General features: G+C 34.3%; 22 protein-coding genes. 2 read left to right on the plus strand and 20 right to left on the minus strand.

Features of this window, described 5'->3' with window-relative positions; all coding sequences use genetic code 11:
* Positions 1 to 123: 123 nt before the first annotated feature.
* Positions 124 to 1,551, plus strand: coding sequence for an MATE family efflux transporter (locus tag AC3E9W_RS02660; protein WP_488766685.1), 1,428 nt, complete (start codon positions 124 to 126; stop codon positions 1,549 to 1,551).
* A 98-nt stretch (positions 1,552 to 1,649) separates the two neighbouring features.
* On the opposite strand, the gene dusB is transcribed toward AC3E9W_RS02660, so the two are convergent.
* The 18 genes from dusB to AC3E9W_RS02750 all read right to left on the minus strand — a co-directional run bounded on the left by dusB (position 1,650) and on the right by AC3E9W_RS02750 (position 20,706).
* Positions 1,650 to 2,642 carry a tRNA dihydrouridine synthase DusB gene (gene dusB / locus AC3E9W_RS02665; protein ID WP_306154850.1) on the minus strand — a complete coding sequence of 331 codons (993 nt, stop codon included), beginning with the start codon at positions 2,640 to 2,642 and terminating at the stop codon, positions 1,650 to 1,652.
* Positions 2,643 to 2,880: 238 nt separating this feature from the next.
* Positions 2,881 to 4,167, minus strand: coding sequence for a flexirubin biosynthesis putative acyl-CoA ligase FlxY (gene flxY, locus AC3E9W_RS02670; RefSeq protein ID WP_488766687.1), 1,287 nt, complete (start codon positions 4,165 to 4,167; stop codon positions 2,881 to 2,883).
* Complete coding sequence (locus tag AC3E9W_RS02675; RefSeq protein WP_488766689.1) at positions 4,164 to 5,828, minus strand: C45 family autoproteolytic acyltransferase/hydrolase; 1,665 nt, start codon at positions 5,826 to 5,828, stop codon at positions 4,164 to 4,166. The genes flxY and AC3E9W_RS02675 overlap by 4 nt, the downstream gene beginning before the upstream one ends.
* 57 nt (positions 5,829 to 5,885) lie before the next feature.
* A complete protein-coding gene (locus AC3E9W_RS02680; protein ID WP_488766691.1) occupies positions 5,886 to 7,403 on the minus strand; it encodes a phytoene desaturase family protein in 1,518 nt (505 codons plus the stop codon).
* Entirely contained in the window at positions 7,400 to 11,077 is a 3,678-nt protein-coding gene (locus AC3E9W_RS02685; protein WP_488766693.1) for an MMPL family transporter, read from the minus strand. Before AC3E9W_RS02685 ends, AC3E9W_RS02680 begins: the two co-directional genes overlap by 4 nt.
* Before the next feature lie 176 nt (positions 11,078 to 11,253).
* Positions 11,254 to 12,417, minus strand: coding sequence for a DUF2062 domain-containing protein (locus tag AC3E9W_RS02690; protein ID WP_488766695.1), 1,164 nt, complete (start codon positions 12,415 to 12,417; stop codon positions 11,254 to 11,256).
* A gap of 16 nt (positions 12,418 to 12,433) precedes the next feature.
* The gene (locus tag AC3E9W_RS02695) at positions 12,434 to 12,919 is read right to left on the minus strand and encodes a hypothetical protein (protein ID WP_456891506.1); all 486 of its coding nucleotides are present in this window, start codon (positions 12,917 to 12,919) and stop codon (positions 12,434 to 12,436) included.
* Positions 12,920 to 12,921: 2 nt separating this feature from the next.
* Positions 12,922 to 13,293: an ApeI family dehydratase gene (locus AC3E9W_RS02700; protein ID WP_306154107.1), complete on the minus strand. Its 372-nt coding sequence runs from the start codon at positions 13,291 to 13,293 to the stop codon at positions 12,922 to 12,924.
* A 5-nt stretch (positions 13,294 to 13,298) separates the two neighbouring features.
* Entirely contained in the window at positions 13,299 to 13,937 is a 639-nt protein-coding gene (locus AC3E9W_RS02705) for an outer membrane beta-barrel protein (protein WP_488766697.1), read from the minus strand.
* Between the two features lie 17 nt (positions 13,938 to 13,954).
* Positions 13,955 to 14,542: a porin family protein gene (locus AC3E9W_RS02710; protein WP_488766699.1), complete on the minus strand. Its 588-nt coding sequence runs from the start codon at positions 14,540 to 14,542 to the stop codon at positions 13,955 to 13,957.
* A gap of 37 nt (positions 14,543 to 14,579) precedes the next feature.
* The gene (gene lolB2 / locus AC3E9W_RS02715) at positions 14,580 to 15,215 is read right to left on the minus strand and encodes a flexirubin biosynthesis protein LolB2 (RefSeq protein ID WP_488766701.1); all 636 of its coding nucleotides are present in this window, start codon (positions 15,213 to 15,215) and stop codon (positions 14,580 to 14,582) included.
* Positions 15,181 to 15,807 carry a flexirubin biosynthesis/transport protein LolA2 gene (lolA2, locus tag AC3E9W_RS02720; protein WP_488766702.1) on the minus strand — a complete coding sequence of 209 codons (627 nt, stop codon included), beginning with the start codon at positions 15,805 to 15,807 and terminating at the stop codon, positions 15,181 to 15,183. The genes lolB2 and lolA2 overlap by 35 nt, the downstream gene beginning before the upstream one ends.
* A gap of 143 nt (positions 15,808 to 15,950) precedes the next feature.
* Positions 15,951 to 16,727 (minus strand): polysaccharide deacetylase family protein, encoded by a 777-nt coding sequence (locus AC3E9W_RS02725; RefSeq protein WP_488766705.1) that lies wholly within the window; start codon positions 16,725 to 16,727, stop codon positions 15,951 to 15,953.
* Positions 16,724 to 17,788: a beta-ketoacyl synthase N-terminal-like domain-containing protein gene (locus AC3E9W_RS02730; RefSeq protein WP_488766706.1), complete on the minus strand. Its 1,065-nt coding sequence runs from the start codon at positions 17,786 to 17,788 to the stop codon at positions 16,724 to 16,726. Before AC3E9W_RS02730 ends, AC3E9W_RS02725 begins: the two co-directional genes overlap by 4 nt.
* Complete coding sequence (locus AC3E9W_RS02735; protein ID WP_488766707.1) at positions 17,788 to 18,987, minus strand: beta-ketoacyl-[acyl-carrier-protein] synthase family protein; 1,200 nt, start codon at positions 18,985 to 18,987, stop codon at positions 17,788 to 17,790. The genes AC3E9W_RS02730 and AC3E9W_RS02735 overlap by 1 nt, the downstream gene beginning before the upstream one ends.
* 140 nt (positions 18,988 to 19,127) lie before the next feature.
* The gene (locus tag AC3E9W_RS02740) at positions 19,128 to 19,385 is read right to left on the minus strand and encodes a phosphopantetheine-binding protein (protein WP_306154122.1); all 258 of its coding nucleotides are present in this window, start codon (positions 19,383 to 19,385) and stop codon (positions 19,128 to 19,130) included.
* A 2-nt stretch (positions 19,386 to 19,387) separates the two neighbouring features.
* Positions 19,388 to 20,002, minus strand: coding sequence for a 3-oxoacyl-ACP synthase (locus tag AC3E9W_RS02745; protein WP_488766709.1), 615 nt, complete (start codon positions 20,000 to 20,002; stop codon positions 19,388 to 19,390).
* A gap of 20 nt (positions 20,003 to 20,022) precedes the next feature.
* Positions 20,023 to 20,706, minus strand: a complete 684-nt coding sequence (locus AC3E9W_RS02750) for a hypothetical protein (RefSeq protein ID WP_488766710.1) — start codon at positions 20,704 to 20,706, stop codon at positions 20,023 to 20,025.
* 58 nt (positions 20,707 to 20,764) lie between these two features.
* On the opposite strand from AC3E9W_RS02750, the gene AC3E9W_RS02755 reads away from it, so the two are divergent.
* Complete coding sequence (locus tag AC3E9W_RS02755) at positions 20,765 to 20,950, plus strand: hypothetical protein (protein ID WP_488766711.1); 186 nt, start codon at positions 20,765 to 20,767, stop codon at positions 20,948 to 20,950.
* Here AC3E9W_RS02755 and AC3E9W_RS02760 read toward each other — a convergent pair.
* Positions 20,921 to 21,502 carry a Fic/DOC family protein gene (locus AC3E9W_RS02760; protein WP_488766713.1) on the minus strand — a complete coding sequence of 194 codons (582 nt, stop codon included), beginning with the start codon at positions 21,500 to 21,502 and terminating at the stop codon, positions 20,921 to 20,923. The two genes, AC3E9W_RS02755 and AC3E9W_RS02760, sit on opposite strands and share 30 nt — an antisense overlap.
* Before the next feature lies 1 nt (position 21,503).
* The gene (locus AC3E9W_RS02765; protein ID WP_488766714.1) at positions 21,504 to 22,643 is read right to left on the minus strand and encodes a beta-ketoacyl synthase N-terminal-like domain-containing protein; all 1,140 of its coding nucleotides are present in this window, start codon (positions 22,641 to 22,643) and stop codon (positions 21,504 to 21,506) included.
* Between the last annotated feature and the right edge of the window lie 30 nt (positions 22,644 to 22,673).

Genomic DNA, 22,673 nt, shown 5'->3' on the forward strand with positions numbered 1-22,673 from the left:
ACAGCATATGATTGTTTCTGCCTAATCCTATTTTATTTTTAGAATAATTAGGATACTTACGTTTACTTTTTTAGTTCAGATAAGAAACATCTGAACCAATTTTATCATTTATCCTAAAATATCATGACAGAAACAACTATAAAGGAAAGCTTCTTTTCTAAATTTTTCACTACTTTAAAACAAGCCTTAAAAGGCGACGAATCTTTTGACTATACTTCTGGAAGTATAAAAAAAGCTGTAATTCTATTGGCCATTCCGATGGTTTTAGAAATGATGATGGAATCGGTTTTTGCTCTAGTCGATTTATATTTCGTCGGACATTTAGAGCACAGCAGTTTTGCCATTCAAACCGTTGGCTTAACCGAATCGGTATTGACTGTAATTTATTCTCTCGCAATCGGAATGAGTATGGCGGCAACAGCAGTCGTGGCGAGACGTATTGGAGAGAAAGATCCAATCGCTGCTGCAAAAGCTGGAATGCAGGCTATTATTATCGCTTTTGCTGTTAATAGTGTTTTAAGCATTTTCGGAATTATCTATGCAAAAGATATTCTAATTCTAATGGGTTCGTCAGTAGAATCAGCTGAACACGGTTACAGATTTACCCAAATCATGATCGGATCGAGTTTATGTATTATGCTTTTGTTCCTTATAAATGGAATTTTCCGCGGCGCTGGAAACGCAGCAATCGCGATGAAAAGCCTTTGGATTGCTAATATTTGTAACATCATTTTATGTCCGATTTTAATTAATGGTTTTGGACCAATTCCTGCTTTCGGATTAGTTGGAGCCGCTTTGGCAACCACTTTCGGAAGAAGCATTGGAGTTCTCTATCAGGTTTATCATCTGTTTTTTGGAAACGGAATTTTAAAAATAAAAATTCCATATTTTGCTCCAGACTTTGCACAGATAAAAGCTTTAGTAAAAATTGCCGCGCCTGGAATTTTACAATTTGTAATTGCATCTTGCAGTTGGATTTTCTTAGCTCAATTAGTGGCTACAACAGGTGGAGATCATGGTTCGGCGGGTTATCAGACGGCGTTGCGAATTATGATGTTTTTCATTCTTCCAGCTTGGGGATTGAGCAATGCGGCAGCGACTTTGGTCGGGCAGAATTTAGGAGCGAAACAAATCGATCGTGCCGAAAAATCGGTTTATACAACGGCTAGGTATAATGTCATTTTCATGGCAACGATTATGATTATTACTTTGGCTTTTGGACAATATATTATTTCGTTTTTCACGAATGATGAACAAGTAAAAACCATCGCAATTGAAGCTTTGCAGATCATGAGCATCGGTTTTATTTTCTACGGAATCGGAATGGTTCTCATTAATACTTTCAACGGAGCAGGAGATACGTGGACACCAACAGGGATTAATTTCTTTGGATTTTGGTTATTCCAAATTCCGCTGGCTTTTGTATTAGCGAAACATTTTAATATGGGACCAACTGGAGTTTTTATTGCTATTCCAGTTGCTGAAACGGCTATTACTTTAGCAGGAATCTTTTTCTATAAAAGAGGAAAGTGGAAGAGAGTACAGGTATAAGTTTAAAAAGGAAGACCTTCAAATATTTGAAGGTCTTCCTTTTTTATAACTTATTCATCTTTGTCAAAGTTAAAAACTTTGACAAAGTTTATATATTTTTAAACAAACTCATACCCCGCATAAACCTGTTCAATCTCTTTCATAATCGCAAAAAGATTTTCAGGTTCATCAGTAGTAACCAATTTTTGTTTGAATTCTTTAAATGAATGAATTCCTTTGAAATAATTTGTGTAATGACGACGCATTTCTACAATTCCCAAACGCTCGCCTTTCCAATCCATTGACCATTGCAAATGATTTCGGGCAGCTTCAACACGATCGATAACCGTTGGAGCAGGCAAGTGTTCACCCGTTTTAAAGAAATGTTTGATTTCATTAAAAATCCACGGATAACCGATCGCAGCACGACCGATCATGATTCCGTCAATTCCGTATTCGTTTTTATATTTTAGCGCTTTTTCTGGACTGTCGATATCGCCGTTTCCGAAAATTGGCATTGTAATTCTTGGGTTGTTTTTTACGCGAGCAATGTGCGACCAATCTGAATGGCCTTTATACATTTGTGCACGTGTTCTAGCGTGAATGGTCAAAGCCTGAACACCAATATCTTGAAGTCTTTCAGCAACTTCGTCAATATTAATCGAGTTATCATCCCAGCCCAAACGGGTTTTTACAGTAACAGGTAAATCTGTTCCTTTAATAACTGCTTTTGTCAGACGAACCATTAAATCAACATCTTTTAAAACTCCTGCACCAGCACCTCTGCAAACTACTTTTTTTACCGGACATCCAAAATTGATATCTACTAAATCTGGTTTTACAGTAGAAACGATTTTAGATGACATCTCCATTGCTTCTTCATCACCACCAAAAATCTGAATTCCGACCGGACGTTCGTAATCAAAAATATCCAGCTTCATGCGGCTTTTTATCGCATCACGAATTAATCCTTCAGACGAAATAAACTCAGAGTACATCATGTCAGCTCCATGCGTTTTGCACAATCTGCGAAACGGCGGATCACTCACATCTTCCATCGGAGCAAGTAATAAAGGAAATTCGGGTAGTTCTATATTGCCAATCTTAACCATCATCTATATTTTTTGCAAAATTACAACATTTAGTTCAATTCACAGCAAAACATTCAAAGTCAGCGTAAATTGTTAAAATTGAACCATATAAGACATATAAGTTCATTTAAATTGCAAAGCTGTTTTTTAGTACATATAAGTATGGAAAAGTGTTTAACAAATTTAAGGTCATCACATTTTTTTAAGCTCAAAGTTTTTTAAAATGAACTTACATCACTTATATGGTTTCAAAAAAAATCTAACGATAATCAAAAAAGCGAATTGGTTTCCTACTCATTGGGTTAAAAACAATAGGGTTTAGAATTTCTTTTGGAACAAATTCTATTTTTGGAGTCACTCTTAATTTTGCCCTAAAGTGATCTTTTATTTCCTGCAGAAATTCTGGAGACTGATTTTTTACCGCAATTTTGATCAAGATTTCGTCGGTGCCTAAATCATTGGTTGAGATTTCAATTAAGTGATTTTCAATATTATCGAAACTGCTCAAAACATCGTTCATCGCTGGCGGATACAATGTTGTTCCTTTATACTTAATCATTTGTTTTTTACGTCCCACAACTGGTCCAACACGCAACGTATTTCGTCCACAAGCGCAAGGCTCGTCATGAAACTGAACCATATCTCCGGTTTTAAAACGCAATAAAGGCATGGCTTCAATTCCTAAAGTAGTAAAAGTCAGTTCGCCCGTTTCGCCGTTTTTCACAGGCATATTATTTTCGTCTAAAACTTCAACAATGATTAATTCTGGATGATGATGTCCGCCTTTTCCATGTTCACATTCGGTAAAAGCTGTACTCATTTCAGTGGAAGCGTAAGTAGAAAACAACTTAATATTCCATTTATCTGTGATTTTTTTCGATAGAATATTCATCGAAAAATCTTGTTCTCTCAGAGATTCTCCGATACAGATTGCTCCTTTTATACTCGAATTGTTATAATCAATTCCGTGAATTTCAGCGTATTCAATTAATTTTAAAAGGAAAGAAGGAACCGTAATCAAATAACTCGGATTGTATTTTAGAATAGAATCCCATTGCATTTCTGGAATTCCTGCACCAACACGAATAACTCCAACTTTCAGTTTTCGCAAACCTAAAAAGTAGGCAAGACCTGCCATAAATTTTCGGTCGATGGTTGTCATTAACTGCACAACGTCGCCTTCTGCAATTCCAGCGCAGGCAAACGAAATGGCTTCATTATAAGCCAGTCTATCCAAATCAGAATCCGTTAAACCAAAAGTTACAGGATCTCCTAAAGTTCCTGAAGTAGAGGCGTAATCGATAATTTTATGCTGTGGAACACATAAAAAATCATCATTGTATTGCTGTAAATCTTCTTTGGTTGTAATTGGGAGATGCTGTAAATCTTCGAGCGTTTTTATTTTTGAAATATCAATATTCTGTCCTGCAAAAAGCCTTTTGTAAAAAGGAGAGTTCTCGCTGATATAAGCTAAAAGTTCGGCTAGTTTTTTTTCTTGAAAAATTTTAATTTCTTCTAAAGAATCTTTTTCTATTGCTGGAATCATTTTAATTTTCTTTTGATTTTTTTTAAATATTTTTCAATTTCTTCTTTTTGAGGAACTGTGGTGATTTCGTGTCTTAAAGCCTTTTCAAAATTTTGCTTTGCCTGAAGAAATTCCTTTTTTTGGTAAAAGTACAATCCTGTCTTATAATATACAACCCAATAATTGGGGTTTAATGCCTGATAATTTTGAAGAAACTCTGGAGAAACGTTTTCTTTCTTTTCTAGAATCGCATCTAGTTTATGATCTTCAATTTTAAATTTTTTAAAATTCTGAAACGCAACCGTTTCCAAAAATGGATCTTTGGCAATATTCAAATTTTCTTTCTGAAAAGATTTTGTTTCATTACGGTTTTCTCCAAAAATGGAATTTAAATCATAACAAACAAATTCGCCTAACTGAAACGGATTTGCCGAAACCCAAACCAATTTTTCTTTCGGTTTAAAGATAATTCCGTGATGCGCCAAAAGCTGATTTAAAGCTTTTTCGTTTCCGTAACCTAAAGCCAGATCTTGCAAACCTTCTTTATTTCGCAGAATTTCAGAAGCAATTTCAGGATTCACTTTTGGATTTTCAGATAGTAATTCTTGCATTCTTTCATATCGATATTCAGAATGGCTGTTGGCAATTTGTTCCAGATTTCGTTTGTCATTTTTGAAAGCTTCACCTTGAAAATGATTCGAACAAATTAATTGATCGCTGTTCGGAACATCGTAAACATCCATTTTATCTGGCGAAACTTCAATTAAAACGGCTTTGTTATCGTTGGCGCTCCCCACCATAATCGATTCAGAAACAAATACTTTTCTCTTTTTTGCAATGGCAGCGGCTTCGTCAATAGTTTTGGCATGCTGCAAAATTTCTCGTGTCAGAATAGAAATCGGAGTTTTCGCGCTAAGCGGAATTTTAGATTTTGAAGCATTAATCGTTACCGTCAATCCTTCGAAGTTCATTCCAGAAACAGCACCGATCATTCCAGGCCAAGTCACCATCATAAACGGAAATCCTTGTTCGGGTTTTATAAAGGCAATGATTTTATTTTCCGCGAAAGCGTCATTCACATAAAAATCAAAATTACGCCCGAGGATTAAATTTCCATTTTCCGATTTTTCGTTCCAAACTGCAAAAGACGAACAGCCTACTAAAGCCAAATCTTGCAGAGCATGACCAATATCGTGAGCAGCATGCAAGTATAAACTTCGTTGAAATTGTGGTGCTATATTGTCAAACTCTGCCGAAGTATATTGCGAAACACCATAAATCTCAGTCTGATATTCGTTTGGAACATTTAAATATAACTTTCGATTGTACCACTTTAAAAATTGGCGAAGCAGTTTCTGCTGAAATTTTGAAGGAACAAAATCGGTTATTTTAGAGAAAAAAATATGCTGCTGTTTTTCGAGGAGCGAATCGGTTAGCGCGCCTGTTGTCAATCCGATTTCTAGTGGATCGCCTTCGACATACAATTCCCAAAGGCCTTGTTTATTCTTTAAAAGCGAATTGGATCCAGAAATAAAAATGCTGTCTGATATTTTCTGAACAGTTGGTTTTGTAGCATTGAAAGCCGAAATGTCAGGCGTATGTTTTTTTGATTTTGAAGTACCGCAGGAAACAATTATCAACATAAAAAATAGAGAAGATAAAAGTAAACTTGAGTTTTTCATAACGCTAGTAGCTGAGTTGGGATTTGGAATTTTCTGTTTGGAATTTTCCCTTACATTTTATTCAGATGCTTTTTTGATTTTTTCCAGCAGATATTCTTTTCCTACAATTTCTGAGCAAGTTATGACCGCTCCAACTGTAACGCCTAAGACTCCGTGCATGTTAATACTTTGGCCTGTAAGATAAAGATTTTCTAGCTTAGTTTTGGTCGGAATTAAAGTTTTCATCGGATTATTAGAATCTTTAACATATCCGTACATATTTCCGCCGTCTCCACCTATATAATCGCGGTAGGAGAGCGGAGTAGAGGTATGCACCGATTTGATGCAATCTTTTATATCAGGAAATTTTTTTTCGATTTCTTCTAAAAATTTCGCTGCTTTTTTAGCTTTGAATTCGTCGTAACTTTCACCTCTTTCATTTTCTTCAAAAGTCGTATTAAAAGTGTTTTCCCAAGCTTTGACATCTTCATATTTCATGTACGTTAAAAACGTCATTCCATCTGCCCATTCTTCGTCTTTTTTAGACGGATTCATGGAAGCCATAAAAGTCTTTGGCCAAGAGTTTTCGTCGTAATCATGCGCCGTCCAAACATCATTGGCACTTTTGAAATGGTAATAATTATGATTAATGTATTTGAAAGTTTTTGGTTTAAAAACAATATAAAGGCTGAAAGCAGAAAGTACGCTTTCCAGATCTTGGATTCTATTGACAAACGGTTTTCGAAAGTTTTCCTGACCCGCCATTTTCAAAGTCGTTTTGGGTTCGATATTCGAAATAAAAATGTTTCCCGAAACCTCCGTTCCGTCTTTCATTTTAACCGAATTCACTTTCTGATTTTCGACTTCAAATTGTGTTACTTCTTTGTGTTTAAAGAATTCGCCACCGTATTTTTTCAGCTGTTTCAGAAGCTGTTTCGTAATCTGGCTTCCACCGTTTATACATCGCCACGAACTTTCAATATAAGAATTGACGACAAGCGCATGAACATAAAAAGGTGATTTTTCGGCTATGCCCGCATAAAGAAAATTGGATCCAGCCAAAACCGCTTTCAGTTTTTCATTTTGAGTGAAAGAATCGATGGTTTCTTTCGCGTTAAGCGTTAGAATTTCGTCATCATATTTTCCTTGAGATTCTAGATTGTAAAGCGGAAAAGTTTTGCAAACGGCTTTTATTTTCTCGCAGTACTTTTCTAGATTTTCTTTTTCTTCAGGAAAAAAAAGAGTCAGTTGTTTGATGAAATTTTCGAAACCTTGGGCGTGCGGATATTCGGTTTTATCGTCTTCGAAGGAAATTATATCAAAACCATTTTCATCCAATTTTTTCAGATTCAAATGATCCATTATGCCAATATATTTGAAATATTGATGCAGATTTTGGCCTTCGTCCAAACCTCCTATATAATGAATTCCAGTATCAAAAATGGTTTTATCTCGTACGAAAGTTTGGAGATTTCCGCCATATTGATTGTTCTTTTCGAGTACACAAACGCTGTAGCCTTCTTTTGCCAGAATAACGGCAGAAACCAATCCGCCCAAACCGCTGCCAATTATGACTACATCGTACTGTTTTTTCATTGTTTTTTCTTTAAAACGATTAAAGCATTTTCATCAGCAACAATTTCAAAATTCTCCAACTGATTTTTTAAACGAGAACAATTGACTAAAATTATAGAAGAAACGGGTGCAATTATTTTTTCGATTTCTTTTGAGTAATTTTCATCAGAAATTAAAAGGACATCGCAATGATTTTCAATTGCCAATTCTAATTTTTCGAGATAGGTTATTTTTCTCTTTTTAACTAAATAATTGGTTTTGGCAACCAGCAATTTTTCTTCATCATTTATAAAAGAAACTATTTTTCGCTGTGGTTCCTGTAGCGCCAATAAAACATCCAATTGTCCGTAATCGTTTCCTAAATGAAGAATTTTTGCTTTTGGCTGAATGAGTTTATTTAAATTATAATAGGTTTCAAGATTTTGCTTTACATCTTTTTTTACGCTATTTCCAATTTCGATTTCCTTGTAATCGTAACTGTTAATGAGCATGGTTTTGAAATAATCGGGACCTTCCAATTCCTGACGGATTTTTCGATATTCTCCTTTAAAGAAACTACTAATCTGCTTGGCTCTTTCTGTATAATTTGTTCCGAAAGAAAGATTTTCAGGAGTGATTCTTTCTAAAATCGTAACCGTCAATTTTCCGTGATGAATGACAAAATCGCCTTTCGGAATTAGTTCTGAAGCGCCATGAATAACTATCGGAATAATATCGATTTTAAATTCTTCGGCAAGGAAAAAAGCGCCTTTGTGGAATCGTTTTATAACATTATTTTCTGATCGTGTTCCTTCTGGGAAAACCATTAACGAATAGCCTTCATTTACTTTTTTGCGTAAATGTTCGACACCGCCTTCAAGACCTTCAGAAACGGGATAAAAACCTGCTTTTCTCACAACACCACCAAAAATAGGAGAGTTGTAAACCCAGTCGCTTACCAAGAAAATAATTTTTGGACTCAGCATTCCGATAGATAAAATATCTAAGAACGAAGAATGGTTGGCAATAATTACAGCTGGTTTTTCGAAGGTTTCATTGAAATGATTAACTACTTTTTTGCGGATAAACGGATTAGAATACAAGACCGATTTCATGAATTTTGAAATCACATATCGGAAAGCTTTCATTTTTGCTTTTTTGCTAAAAGGCAAAATCGGCATAATGGTAAAACTGAAAATTGACATCACAATTCCGCCCAAACCATAATAGGCAAATGAAATAACACCGTGAATAAAAGTTCGCAATTGAAAAGGCGGATTTCCTTTTTTTGATCGATTTGATATAAATATTTTAAATAGAATCGGATAGAAAATGAAAGTTATAATAAGTGCGGCAAAAACCCCGATTAAAGAAACCAATGAAATAGAAGTCAGTGCAGGATGTTTGGCAAAAATCATGGCGCCGATTCCTAAAATTGTCGTGATTACGGCCAAAATAATTGAGGTTCTGTAAATCGCAATTTCGTTAACGCCGTTGCTGTATTCTTTTTGAAGTGCGCTGGTCATGAAAATGCTAAAATCGACTCCGTGTCCAAAAATTAAAGTGCAGACAATCATACTGAAAATATTCATCTGAATGCCAAAAAGTCCCATAATTCCCGCGGTTACAATTCCTGTTAAAGCAATTGGAATTAAGCTGACAATAACCAATTCGATTCTTCGGAAAAAGAAAAACAGAATTAGAATTACGGCAACAAAAGAATAATTTACTAATGAATTAAAATCGGTTTTTAAAGTGCTGAAAAACGTTTCGTTCATTTGCTGGCGGTCGATTGCAATGATGTTTTCTTTTACTGAAGCCGATTTTACAAAAGCATCACGCTGTTCCGGTGCTACTTTTACTAAAGTCGAAATGGTGTAAAAACCATTTTTTTCGGTAACAAATTCCTGGAATTGTAAAGCCTGAATTTTTAAATATTCATTTGCGGAAATAGGTTTGAAATCAAAATCTAAATGATCAAAAAACAAATTATAAGTTGTTGGTTTAAAACCCAATTTAGAACCTTCGGCAATTAATTCTGATTTTAAAAATTGCTTTTTCTGCGTATTCCAGAACGCATTCCATTTTTCGATTTTCTGAATTTGTGCTGCCTGCGAAAGCATAATGCCTCCGACAGAACTGAAATTTAAGATTTTGTTTTCCTTTTTTTCTTTTGCTAAAGCAGAAAAAAGCTGGGTATTATGTTGCAAAACTTCTTCCATGCTTTTTCCGTAAGAAGCCACATAAATAGTTTTAGAAGTCAGACTCGTGCTTTCTTCCAGTTGTTTTTCGGCAGCTTTTATTTCTTTCGGAATAAAATTCAGTTGTGATAAATCGTTATTAAAACCAACATCATTATAAGTAAAACAGCAAATAATGGTAATAATGACACAAAAACCAATTAAGAATTTATCATTGTGAAAAGAGAAATGCGCCATTTTATCGATCACATTTTTCTTGTATTCTGCCGGATTTTCTTTTGGTTTGTATAAATGAGGAATAATCAAAAGTGAGAAAATTGCCGAAGCCATAACAATTACGGCGGCAAAAATTCCGAGATCATTCAGCGCATCCGATTTTACAAAAAGCAGACATAAAAACGCCACAGCCGTTGTAGAACTGCTCATAATTACGGGCATTGTAATGTCTTTGTACAATGTTTTTACATCGCTGTTGTGTTTGTAATGAGTGAGAATGTGAATGGAATAATCGATCGTAATTCCTAAAAGAATAGAACCAATTCCTAATGAAATTGCCGAAATCTGTTCTCTTACAAAATATAAAAATGCAACCGCAAATAAACCTCCAAAAACCGTCGGAAGAAAAATAATAAGCGGAATCAAGATTTTTCGATAAAACAAAATCAGAATCAGCATCAGAGTAAACATCGCGATGGATGTTGTCAAAATAATGTCGCTCTTAATTTGGGTAGCGTTTGCAACTGCAATAAGCGCAGAACCAAAATAGCTGATGGAAGTTTTGCCTTTAAATTTCTGATTTAGATTTTCTTGAATCGATTTTAGTTTTTCGGCAAAAAGGGTGTTTTTTTCTGTTTCGCTTGACGGAATACTTGAAGTGATAAAAAGCAACAATTTCTTTTTGTCCTTCGTCATTACAAAACCATTTTCTAGCGTAAAATCGTCGCCAATATTTAATTGCTGTAATTTTTTTAAAGCGATAAAAGAAATTCCAAACGGATCTTGCAGAATAAAATCTTTAGTAACAAATCCAGAAGGAGAAATAATCGATTTGTAATTTCCTTCAACGGTTGCTGTGATGCTGTCTTTTTGAAGTTTCTTTTCGATAGCAGCATAATCTTTATCATCTAGAAAAAGAGGAAGATTGTTATAAACAAAATCAATAGTTTCCTGAATATTTTCCTCGTCAATTTTTCCCTGAATTCCTGTGATGTAAGGTTTGCAAGATTTTGAAACGCTGTCTGAAAATACAGTCGCCATTTCTTTCAAATCATCTGCAGAACCATTTTTATCCAAGCTGAAAATTACGGTGGTTTTATCGGCAAAGTTTAATTGTTTTAAAACTTTGGCCGTAACGTCGGTTTTGTCATTTGTGGGAATAAGTTTGGTGATGTCTTCTTCAAACTTCAACCTTGAAGCAAAAAAGCCGAAAACCAAAAGCATCAATAAAGCCAGTAGCACCGAAAGAGATTTTCTTCGATTTACAAACAAATGAATGGCGTAGAAATATTGATGCATGGTTATTTATTAATTTTTTGCCACAGATTAAAAGATTTGCTTTAGTTTGTCACCCTGAGCGAAGTCGAAGGGCGTTCCAATTGGACGTGGGCTTCGACTTCGCTCAGCCTGACAAACTGGATGTAAAAATCATTTAATCATTTTAATCTGTGGCAAACATAACTTAAATATTTATTTTATTTTTTGGAACTGAAAGCGGTTAAAAGCAAATAACTTATTAAGCCAACTGTCAGCGCCGAAACGGATGCTAAAATAAGACTTCCTACGATATATTGAGTAGCATTTTTTTGAATATCGTCGAGTGTAATGGAACTGTCTAAAACCAGCGGCGTACTGCTGGTTACAAAAACACTTCCCACTTGAAGTGAAGCATAAATAATAAACGGAATAAAAGGCGGAAAACTTACGTTTGACGTAAGATAAGCAATGACTTTGTTAAGTCTGAACAAGGCCGCAAAAGTAAAAAGCAGTACAGTTTGAAATCCCCAAAAAGGAGAAAGTCCGATAAAAATACCTAAAGCGATTGCCGCAGATTTTTTAAAATTAGAATCGTTGCTTTCTAAAATATCTTCTAGAAAGAATTTTTTAAAACCTTTTTTTTTTGCTCGCCTAAAGAAATCGCGAGGTTTTATATACAGCAAAGCATTGGTTACCAAAACCGTATTTAAAATACTGATTCGGGTAAAATCTTGAAACGGACGGAAATGCGAAACTCTTTCAGCTGGATCGTACAAAACTTGAATTGGAATATTTTTTACGGTAATTCCTTTCCACGCAGCGCGTACAATAACCTCGATTTCAAATTCAAATTTATTGGTATAAAAACGTTTTGGCAGTAATCGAATCGGGTACAATCTAAATCCAGATTGGGTATCGTCTAGTTTTATTCCGGTTTCAAACTTGAACCAAAAATTAGAAAATTTGTTTCCAAAACTGCTTTTCTTCGGAACATTTTCCTGCGTCATATTGCGGCTTCCAATCAAAAGAGTGTTTGGCTCATTTTGGATGGCTTCTAAGAAAACGGGAATATCTGCTGCAAAATGCTGTCCGTCAGAATCGATTGTAATGGCGTATTCAAAATCCAATTCCAGCGCTTTTCTAAATCCGTTTCTTAACGCGCGTCCTTTTCCTATATTTTGAGGATGGTGAATTTGCGTTAAATGAGAATACGATTTTAAAATTTCGCTCGTAGAATCAGTCGATCCGTCATTGACAATGATGACATTTGTCGTGAAATCTAAAATAGAATCCAGTACTTTTTTTAGTGTTTTCTGGTTATTGTACGTAGGCACAATAACGCAAAAGTTAGTCGAACTAAGTAATTCGTGCTGTGATTTCATGAGGTGTTTTTTGGGCTTACTTCACGAATTGTCTCTCCTTTTCAGAGAAACTTTTAGATTGTAAAACAAAGTCTTTAAGATACTCTTTCAAAGCCGCACTTTGCGATGCATAATACGTCGTAATGAATTTTTTATCTTCTTTAATATTTTTCTTGTAGCCCGTAATTCCAGGAACATCTTCTTGAACGCTCAGTCTGATCATTCGCATTTCGATATTGCTTGGATCGCTTTTTATTGTTGCTTCAAGAAGTTTAGCGCCTTCTTTAAAACGTTCAATTTTTTCGCCTAATTTTTTCTCAAACTTAGAATCTACTAAAATGGAAGCAGCTTTATAAGCGATTAAAATTTTATCATCATTATTGGAAACGCCCGAAAGTTTTGCAACAAAATCTTTGGCGTTGGTTTCTGATTTTGCTACATCAGAATACATTTTGCGGATCGAAGCCAAATCTGGCGTTCCAGCAAAACTAACCCATAAAAGTAATGTCAGTAACAGTTTCATAATTATATTTTTTTATACACTGTGCTCAGTTTAAGAGCAGTCGTGTCGTTAAAGTAAGTCGTGTTTTTCACTTTTACCAAACCGTCTTCAGTAGTTGTAACATCCAGTTCCAATCGTAATTCTGGTGTAGCCTCTGGATTAATCAGGGCCATGAATTTTACATTTGCCAAAGACTGAATCATCAACGGATTTTTTACAATCGATTCTGTAAGTTCCTTAATAATCTGAATCATGCAAACACCTGGCATAATAGGATTTCCAGGAAAATGACCTTTAAAAACCTCATGTTTTTCGTTGACTAAAATTGTAATATTATATTTTGAATCGGATACTTTTTCCTCCGAGAGTATTTTATAAAAATCTTGTAATATCATATTTTTTATTTTCCAAATGAATATGCTGCACCTAACTGAAATACTAAATTATTAGTACTATCGCTATACACATAACGATTAATGTAGGCATCAGTTACTCCTTTTTTCACTCTTGCTTCAATAGCAATATTATTAAAACTATAACCTAAACCACCAACAATACCTAAATCAATATCTTCTCCTTTTGAAAAACTTCCCTCCAAACCTTTAGGATTTGTTTCAAAGTTATCTGAAACTAGTATATCAAAAAAGGGTCCGACCAAAGCGTATATGTTTTCATTAAAATTAAATTTATTAATTGTTATTGCAGAAATATATTGCAACGAAGCATTAACATCGGCACTAACAACAGAATTCGTATACATATTGGTTTGTGGATCATAAGTGCTTTCAGTTCCTACGGCTTGATTTCCTTTTCCACCTTGTCTTGAATACGTTAATTCAGGCTGAAGGGTATAAACTCTTCCAAGTTTTAAAGCTCCAAAAGCTCCAATGTAAAAATCTGTTTTGCTGTTTAAATCTGTGTTTGTCAATTTAGAAATATTTATTCCAGCATGTATTCCAGGTTTAAAGGTCACTTGAGCTTGTGTTGTTACAAATGCAAAAAAAGCGAATAAGATTATAGTTAAACTTTGTCTTCTCATTTTATATTATAATGTTTTTATTTTGTTTTAAATGTATAGCGAACTCCAATTTGGAAAACTTGGTTCAAAATTACATCATCATAATAATAGTCATTGTCATAGTAATCGTAACCATAAATATCAACAAGACCTTGTTTGATTCTCGCTTCAAAAGTCAGTCCGTTTGGTAACGTGTAGCCAACACCTCCAACAATTGCAAGATCGAAATCTTCAGGATTCGAATTAATGTAATTATCATCCACTTTTAAATCTAAAGATGGTCCCGCCAAAACGTGAAAACCGCCACCTTTAAAGTTAAATTTTGCAACAGCTCCAAGTGTTATATAATTTAACTCATATTTTTCAGAATAATAACGGCCATTTTCAAAGTATCTTCCTTCATCACCTTGTCTAGAATAGGTAATCTCTGGCTGAACTGAGAAATATTTATTGAATTTGATATCCACTAATCCGCCAATATAAAAATCTGTTTTCGAACTATTGTCGTCAATATTCGTTAATGTCGATACATTCAAACCTCCTCTAAGTCCAGGACTAACTCTTACCTGCGCTTCTGTCTGGATTCCGATTAATAACATAATTGCAAGTACAGCAAATTTTCTCATTTTGAATTGATTTAAAGTTTATGGTTAGTTTAATTTTCTATTCTGATTTAAAATAATTTAACTCAATTTTCAGCTTTATATTCTGATGAATTATTTGAATTTTCTCAGCAAAAATATTGTTTTCTGAATTGAAAAACAGTGTAAATTTTTCTTTTGTTTTAGACGAATGAACAATCTTTTCTAGTTTTTGATCTTTTTTGGAGATAAAAATATAATTGTCGCGTTTGCCGTTTGCCGATTTATAAATGTCTGCCGATTGGTCTTCAAATTGTTCCTGAATCTGATATTCCTTTTTTAAAAGCAATCTGAAATCTTCTTTCAAAGTATTGATCAATATTTTTCGATCTAGTTCAGACACAATTGAATTGACTTTAAAATCGGTTTCTGAAATTTCAAAATCCATTAATTTATTTCCAAATTCGGTTGTAAAAACAACTCGGTGCGTAGTATCGTTTATTTTTTTGGCAATAAAAATTCCCGACAATTCATTTCCGTAAACACTGATATTAGTTTTGTAAACATAATCGGTTTTTGAATCTGAGAAATAGGGAACCGTGTAAGACGTTTTGTCTAATTTTTTGGGCGTATAGTTTTTTGTGACCGAACCACAAGAAATTAAAACAACTGCCAGAAAGCAATTAATTAGTAAAAACTGAATCGTCGATTTTTGCATTGATCACTTTATTTTTAAGTACAATTCGAGTATAATCTTCAGATGATTCCAACAATTTTACCTGAACCACAGTTGCTTCTTCTTTATCAAAAGTCAGTTCGATTTGTTTGATGTATTTTTTCAGCGTCGCATCTTTCGGAATAAATTTCGCCAGATTCTGACCTTTTAGTTTAAAATACGAAATCGTAAATTCTTTATCGTCAAACATATTCCCGCTCACACTTCCCACAATTAATTTATTGATTCGGGCAAAGATTTTGCTGTTTCCAATATCGACAGCGCTTTTCTTTCCTTCGTCGTTAATCAGGATTTTTCCGTTTTTAAAAGTAATGCTGTAATTGTATGGTTTTTTATATTGCCATTGCAAAAGCGCAGGTTCTTTAAAAATCATTTTTCCTGAAGTCTCAATATCTTTCGACAAAAAATCCAAATGTTTGTACTGAACAAAATCGGTAGTTAAAGTCTTGATTTTTTTTGCCACCACATTTACATCTTCTTTAAACTGAGAGATTTCTGCAGCAGACATTTTTTGTTCCTGAGCAAACAAATTGCCTGAAATAAAAAGAATAAGAAGTGCTATTTTAGTTTTCATATTTTGTTATTTAATTTCCTGCAAGGTTTTCGAAACCTTTTAGGTATTGTTGATTGTAGACCTACAAGGTTTCGAAAACCTTGCAGGACACGTCCGCTGTTTTTATCCGCGTCTTCACGAAAGCGAATCCGTGTCATTCGCGTTCAATCTGCATAAGCCTTAAGATTCAAAAGTTCTTCAATCGAAACGACTTGATAATTATTTTGCTGTAAAAATTGCAAAAACTGTTCCAAGACCAAAACAGAGTGAGATCCCGTATCGTGCAAAAGTACAATTCCACCGGGAGAAACGTGTTTTTTAATTCGCTTCAAAATCAATTCTACATTTGTTGTTCCGCCGTCAAGCGAACGAATATTCCATCCAATAACGTTATGTCCGGTTACTTCTAAAGCTCTCCGAATCGAAGGCGTCGTAACTCCATAAGGCGGACGAAAAAAGTTGATTTTTTTGGAAGTGAATTTTTCGAGAAGTTCATCTGTTTTTTGAAGTTCTTCGATTACTTTTTTTGCATTATAAAAATCAAAAAACTTAGAATGTGAGTACGAATGATTTCCAACTAAATGTCCTTCAGAAATTACTTTTTGAAGAATTTCAGGATGCGTTTCAATATTTTTTCCAATACAGAAAAAAGTTGCTTTGGCATTGTATTTTTTTAGAAGTTCCAAAACTTGCAACGTATAAACGCTCGGGCCATCATCAAAAGTCAAAGCAATCTTTTTTTCTTTTTCTAAAGCATTATTACAAAACGCTTTTACATGATAATTGGAAGAAATTCGGGCAGAACCAAAAGCATTGATTCCTATCCAAACTAGAATTATAAGAACAAACCACAGAAAATGAATTGCATTATAAAGATTCAGAAGAAACAATAAAAGCAATAAAAAGATAAAAAACAGTGATATGTTTTTGTGCGTTATCATTTTGACAGCAGCGTAAAACTATGGTTTTTTCCGTTTAATTGATTGTATAATAAAATCGTTTTGTAAACTGGTTTTGCAACTGAATTTACTTTTATAATTTCTGGAATTTCCTGCGTTTTTAAAATTTTAGTCGCCATCCAAAAAGCAAAAGCCGAAGCCGTATCATATTCGCCGCACAAATGTTTGTAATACAAAACAGGAGTTTGAGCAAATGTATTTTCAGCAATATTTTTATAATAATTTTCGAAATTAGCATTTCCGTCAAAACCTAGAATCAAAGCATCAACATCTGAAATTTCCAAATTATTTGATTTTAGAAAAGATCGGATTGCGGTTTCAACTTCACTTTCTTCCAGAGTATTTACAATAGAAATGTCTAAAAGTTCAGCATACGTATTTTCTTTTCTTTCATTTTCTAAAACAAAAAAACTCGCGCCTTCTCCGTAAACTGCTCCACTTGTATTAGAAGTCAGAACATCGTACGGACCCGAATTGTCTTTTTTAATTCGACCGTTTAGTTTGAAAAGGGCAGTAGTATAATCGCCGTTTTCATCAACTCCACCGACTAAAATAGAACTGGCTTCCTCTTCTTCAATTTGCATTTTCGCATCAATCAAAGCTGATTCAAAAGAAACAGCACCATTCACGTAAGTGAAATTGTAACCTTTACATTGCTGTAAAAGAGCAATCTGAGCACCAACTGTATTGTGAGTCGACTGAATGAAAGAAGTCGGAGTTAAAAATTCTTCATTATTGTCTAAAATACTTTTCAGGAATTTTTCAGAATCTTCAATACAGCCCAAACCAGTTCCGGTAATAATCGCGTCAACGTTTTCTACATTCGCATCTTTCATTGCCAATGCAGAAGCAACGATTCCGTTCTTTACACCTTTTGCCATGCGTCGGCTGGCAGCTGGCGAAATATATTCTTTGTATGCTGGCGGAACAATTGCCAGTACATTTTCGTCATGATTGACAATAGCTTCTTCTAAAAAAACAGTATCAAATGTTTTTTGAGTCGAAATACAGCCTACTCCATTTATATATGTTTTTTTTGTCATTAGCTTTTTGAAAATATAAGAGTGGAACAATTTCCTCCAAATCCGAAAGAGTTAGAGAGAACATGTTCGATAGTTTTATTTTTTAAAGTAGTCTGTGGTTTCAAATCGAATTCTTCCATCGGAACATCAAAATTCAAATTTGGATAAACCACGTTATTTTGAATGGACAAAACGCTGTAAACGGCTTCAATTGCCGCTGCGGCCGCTAAAGTGTGACCCGTAAAAGGTTTTGTAGAACTAAAATCAGGAACGTCGGAGTCTTCGTAAATTCGCTTCAAAGCGCGTCCTTCAGACAAATCGTTGTTTGGCGTTGCCGTTCCGTGCACGTTGATGTAATCAATTTCAGAAGGGTTTAAACCCGAAACTTCAAACGCTTTTTTCATTGCTAAAAATGCCCCGTCTCCATTTTCTGAAGAAGCCGTTTGGTGAAAAGCGTCATTTGCATTTCCGTAACCAGAAACTCTTGCCAGTACTTTTTTATTTTGCTTGGCCACAATTTCATCCGATTCTAAAACTAAAAAAGCCGCCGCTTCACCAAGATTTAATCCTTTTCTAGTATTGTCAAAAGGTTTGTTGTAATCGTCGGATAAAATCATTAAAGTCTTAAATCCGTTGATCGTGAATTTTGCCAAAGCATCGGCACCGCCTACGATTACGCGATCTAATTTTCCCGTTTTGATTAATCTTGCGCCCAGCATAATCGAATTAGCTGCAGAAGAACAAGCCGTACTGATCGTTGTCACCATTCCTTTTAAACCTAATTCTTCGGCAATTTTATCGGCAACATCGCCGCCGTCGTGGCAAGTAATGTATTTAACCAATTCTGGTTTTTCGAAATAATCGTAATAATGTCTTTCCGTCATATCCATTCCGCCCACGCTTGTAGCAGAGATAAGTCCGGTTCTAAATTCATTTATATCGGTAATGCCAGCATTTTCAACAGCTTGTTTTGCTGCTAAAGTGCCAATCATAGCGGTTCTGGAGAAATTGTTATTCTCGTCGAGCTGTAATTCATTGATGAGTTCTTCGTTGGTTTTTTTGATTTCGCCAACTTTGATTACATCTGCGTGAACAGTAGCTATATTTTGAATACGAGAAATACCGATTTTGTTTTCGGTCAGCGAAATGTAATTTTCCTCAACCGAATTACCAATCGCAGAGATAATTCCCATTCCCGTTATTGCAACACCTCTTGTCATTTTAGATTTTAGATTTATGATTTTAGATTTGCTCGAACTTTGTCAAAGTTTAAAACTTTGACAAAGTTGTCGTAGTATCTGAATTAGATTTTAATATTTCTGTTTAAGAAATCTAAAATCTAAAGTCTGAAATCTAAAATTTATTTAGTTCTGTTAGCACTGATATACGCAGCCATAGTTTCGATAGACTGGAAAATAGCTTTTCCTTCTTTCGGATCTACTAATTTGATTCCGTAGTCTTTATCTAAAATCACGATCAATTCAAGTGCATCAATCGAGTCCAAACCTAAACCGTCTCCAAACAATGCATCGTTATCAGCAATATCTTCAACTGCGATATCTTCAAGGTTTAAAGTCGTTATGATTTTATTTTTTAATTCTTCTTTTAATGCTTCCATGATTATTTATTGTATAATGTATTGATAGTTTCGTTTTTATATTCTGTGTTTTCCTCGTTTCCGATTATGCAAAGAAAAGCTTTATAACTTTCATTAAAAAATTCTACCCAACCGCATAAAACGGTATCAGCCTTATTCGTATTCAGCAAAATATTCGAATAATTCGACATAAATTCGGTGTTAAACGTGTCAAATATAAAGAAAGAATTTTCACTTTTCAGCTGATGGCGGATACTTATTTCGCCCAAGCAAATATTTGGGAGTGTATAAACAAAAACCGCCGGACTCGGAAAATAGTTTTCTTTGTCTGAAATAGATTCCTGATATTTTACATCGGTATCCAAACTCGACGATTTATTCGCCAAAACCAAAGCGATATTGTTTTCCTGCTCCGTTGAGGTAATCGGACTCAAAAGCAGTTCTGATCCTAAAAAAGCCAGTTTGCTCAAAGCATCCATTTTGAAAAACTTTGGATATTGGATTTCGAAATGACGTAAAGCTTGTTTAGCAAAATCAGCAAAATCGGTTGGTTCAATTTTGAATATGGATTCGCCGTTGAGAACAATTTCGTTGTTTTCTATTTTGATATAGGATTGTATGTAGGGTTTATTGGTCATTTTTTTAATAACGGATTTGTTTACGAATCCCAAGTATGAATAATTTTATTTACTTTCCATTTACCGTCTTTGTTTTCAATTATGACAAGAAAACCTCTTCCGCATTTTCCACCTCCACATGAAGCGCCAGCTGATAAAATTCCTGATTTTTTTGTTTTATCAAATTGAATTCTGGATATAAAAATAGTTCCAACAGGTATAAAAGAATTGCTATTATCATTTAAGTTCCATTCTTTTTCATGAAGATATTTGGATGTATATTGAAAATTGAACTTTTTATCTTTTTTAAAAGGCTCTAAATTAAATTTAAATTCTTCACCTTCTTTTAAAGTGTCATACGTATAGTTTGAAAGATCAACTTCTTTCGAAATTATTTCTGTTTCCATAGAACTAATTTTTCCAACTTGATCATAAACGCCTAGCAAGATTCTTTTTTTGATGTTTTTTATGCTGTCTTTATACCGTAGATATTTCTTTAATTCGTCAGCATGTCCTGTCGTATCAACTTTGTTTGTTTTAGAATTAAATAGAGGAGGAGGTGGTCCAAGCATCATTCTCCGATCCATATAAATAGAATCCACAATTTCGACGAAAACACTATTTAAAACCTCTTTTTCAAATTCAGATTCAGGTGCTTCCTTCTTTTTACATCCAAAAGATGAAAGAAGAATTAGAGTTACAAACATGAATTTTGATAGTTTCATTTAACGGATTGAATTGTATTATATTAAGTAATCTTTTTTTTTATAACTTTGTCAAGTTATGAAATTCTACGAAAAATATCCACAATTAAAAAATAAGACTTTTTTATCAAAAGTTCTTACTGATACTGTATTTTCTACAATGTCATTAGAAGACCAGCAGGTTCCAAAAGGGAAAGTTGTTAAAATTGTAGATGCCATCCTAAAGGAAAAAGAATTAAAAGGAAATCAGTTCTTCACTAATTAATTGGTTTAATAATTTGTAATCTCCATTATCTGCTAATTTCATAGCATTAATATAAAACTTTCTACTTTCACCTTCTCTGTGATATAATTCTAAAGGCTGATATCCAAATTTTAAAGCAATAAGGTTCATAAGAATCCTTCCTGTCCTTCCATTACCATTGTTAAAAGGATGAATTCTGATAAATTCATAATGAGCGTAAACTAGGCATTCGATATGATCGTTAAGTGTTTTAGAAATTGAAATTTTAAAATTTAAGTTATCCAAAAACTGATACATTGCATGTAAAACCATATTTGGTTTTGGCGGTATAAGCTGTCCAACAGAAACTTCAGTAGTTCTCCATTTTCCAGCCCAGTCATAAAGTTGTTCAAAAGCAATTTTATGAATTTCCAAAATTAGCATTGTGGAAATTTCAACATCAATATCTAATTCAAAAGTATAAAGTTCAGCTTTGGCAATACCAACTGCTTCAAATTCATTAATTTGATTTTTATCTGTTATACCTAATAAATTATCATCAGGAAACGGTGTCCAATTCGTTTGATTTTCCATATTATTTCACTTTCTCAAAAACCACAGCCGTATTACAACCTCCAAAACCAGAAGCTGTTTTCAAAAAGAAATCAATATTGGCTTCTTTGTTTTTCTCAATTACATTAATAGTTTCGCTTACGCCGATTTCATCAAAACCTTTCGATTCAAAAAGTGTATTTTGATTGGCAGATTCTATGGCTATTACCGTTTCCAGTAATCCCGAAGCGCCAAGGGTGTGGCCGTAAAATCCTTTTAAACTATTTATTGGAACGTTTTGTAAATCTAAACGAGTTAGAGCAATTGCTTCCATTTCGTCGTTATAAGGCGTTGCGGTTCCGTGCGCTGAAATATAATCTAATTTGTTCGCTTCAATTTTCGCTTCTTTCAAAGCATTCTGAATACTTCTAAACAAACCTTCACCTGTTCTTGACGGACCAGAAATATGATTCGCATCGTTGATCGAACTGTCGCCAAGCACTTTTATTTTAGCAGTTGCCGGATTCGCCGAAACTAAAACGGCAGCGGTTGCTTCGCCCAAACTTACGCCAGTTCTATTTTTAGAATACGGTTTGCAAGGCGAATCGCTCATCGCTTGAAAAGCATTAAAACCAGACAAAACAAATTCTGAAACTTCATCACCAGCAACGACAAAAACAGTATCATACAATTCAGACTGAATCATTCTTTTGGCAATAGAAACCGCTAAAATTCCAGAAACGCAAGCATTCGAAACTACGATTGGCTGAGTTTGAAATCCGAAGAAATCAGCAACGTTTTTGGCTAAAACATCTAAATGTGCGTTATTAAAACTTTCCGCAGAATTGTCTTTTAAAGCCGTTACATTTCCTTTTGTGGTAGAAAGTATAAATCCAGTTTTTGAATTTAATTCAACTTTCGAATTTTTGATAATTGGTTCTAAAGCCAGTATCATCAATTTCTCTAAACGCGAATATTGATTTTCAGAACTAACTTCCGCGAAAGCGTTATTTATATTTTCATCGCTAATAATCGAAGCATAAAAGGAATTGGGCATCAAAGAAATATCATTATGAAGCTGAATTCCAGAATCGCCGCGAAGAATTGCTTCGATGTTGGATTCAACATCAAAACCAAAAGGCGTGATACAATTTGTTTCTGTAATGTATATTTCTTTTCTCATTTTATGTTTTCCTGCTCCCGAAGCTTCGGG

This window comes from Flavobacterium sp. 38 (genome assembly GCF_057799715.1).

Coding starts and splice junctions, on each gene's coding strand:
- AC3E9W_RS02695 (WP_456891506.1), bottom strand. CDS start 12,919: ATGAAACTGTTACTGACATTACTTTTATGGGTTAGTTTTGCTGGAACG.
- AC3E9W_RS02700 (WP_306154107.1), bottom strand. CDS start 13,293: ATGATATTACAAGATTTTTATAAAATACTCTCGGAGGAAAAAGTATCC.
- AC3E9W_RS02705 (WP_488766697.1), bottom strand. CDS start 13,937: ATGAGAAGACAAAGTTTAACTATAATCTTATTCGCTTTTTTTGCATTT.
- AC3E9W_RS02730 (WP_488766706.1), bottom strand. CDS start 17,788: ATGACAAAAAAAACATATATAAATGGAGTAGGCTGTATTTCGACTCAA.
- AC3E9W_RS02765 (WP_488766714.1), bottom strand. CDS start 22,643: ATGAGAAAAGAAATATACATTACAGAAACAAATTGTATCACGCCTTTT.
- AC3E9W_RS02685 (WP_488766693.1), bottom strand. CDS start 11,077: ATGCATCAATATTTCTACGCCATTCATTTGTTTGTAAATCGAAGAAAA.
- lolA2 (WP_488766702.1), bottom strand. CDS start 15,807: ATGAAAACTAAAATAGCACTTCTTATTCTTTTTATTTCAGGCAATTTG.
- AC3E9W_RS02750 (WP_488766710.1), bottom strand. CDS start 20,706: ATGAAACTATCAAAATTCATGTTTGTAACTCTAATTCTTCTTTCATCT.
- AC3E9W_RS02710 (WP_488766699.1), bottom strand. CDS start 14,542: ATGAGAAAATTTGCTGTACTTGCAATTATGTTATTAATCGGAATCCAG.
- flxY (WP_488766687.1), bottom strand. CDS start 4,167: ATGATTCCAGCAATAGAAAAAGATTCTTTAGAAGAAATTAAAATTTTT.
- AC3E9W_RS02680 (WP_488766691.1), bottom strand. CDS start 7,403: ATGAAAAAACAGTACGATGTAGTCATAATTGGCAGCGGTTTGGGCGGA.
- dusB (WP_306154850.1), bottom strand. CDS start 2,642: ATGGTTAAGATTGGCAATATAGAACTACCCGAATTTCCTTTATTACTT.
- AC3E9W_RS02660 (WP_488766685.1), top strand. CDS start 124: ATGACAGAAACAACTATAAAGGAAAGCTTCTTTTCTAAATTTTTCACT.
- lolB2 (WP_488766701.1), bottom strand. CDS start 15,215: ATGCAAAAATCGACGATTCAGTTTTTACTAATTAATTGCTTTCTGGCA.
- AC3E9W_RS02725 (WP_488766705.1), bottom strand. CDS start 16,727: ATGATAACGCACAAAAACATATCACTGTTTTTTATCTTTTTATTGCTT.
- AC3E9W_RS02690 (WP_488766695.1), bottom strand. CDS start 12,417: ATGAAATCACAGCACGAATTACTTAGTTCGACTAACTTTTGCGTTATT.
- AC3E9W_RS02760 (WP_488766713.1), bottom strand. CDS start 21,502: ATGGAAAATCAAACGAATTGGACACCGTTTCCTGATGATAATTTATTA.
- AC3E9W_RS02740 (WP_306154122.1), bottom strand. CDS start 19,385: ATGGAAGCATTAAAAGAAGAATTAAAAAATAAAATCATAACGACTTTA.
- AC3E9W_RS02675 (WP_488766689.1), bottom strand. CDS start 5,828: ATGAAAAACTCAAGTTTACTTTTATCTTCTCTATTTTTTATGTTGATA.
- AC3E9W_RS02735 (WP_488766707.1), bottom strand. CDS start 18,987: ATGACAAGAGGTGTTGCAATAACGGGAATGGGAATTATCTCTGCGATT.
- AC3E9W_RS02755 (WP_488766711.1), top strand. CDS start 20,765: ATGAAATTCTACGAAAAATATCCACAATTAAAAAATAAGACTTTTTTA.
- AC3E9W_RS02745 (WP_488766709.1), bottom strand. CDS start 20,002: ATGACCAATAAACCCTACATACAATCCTATATCAAAATAGAAAACAAC.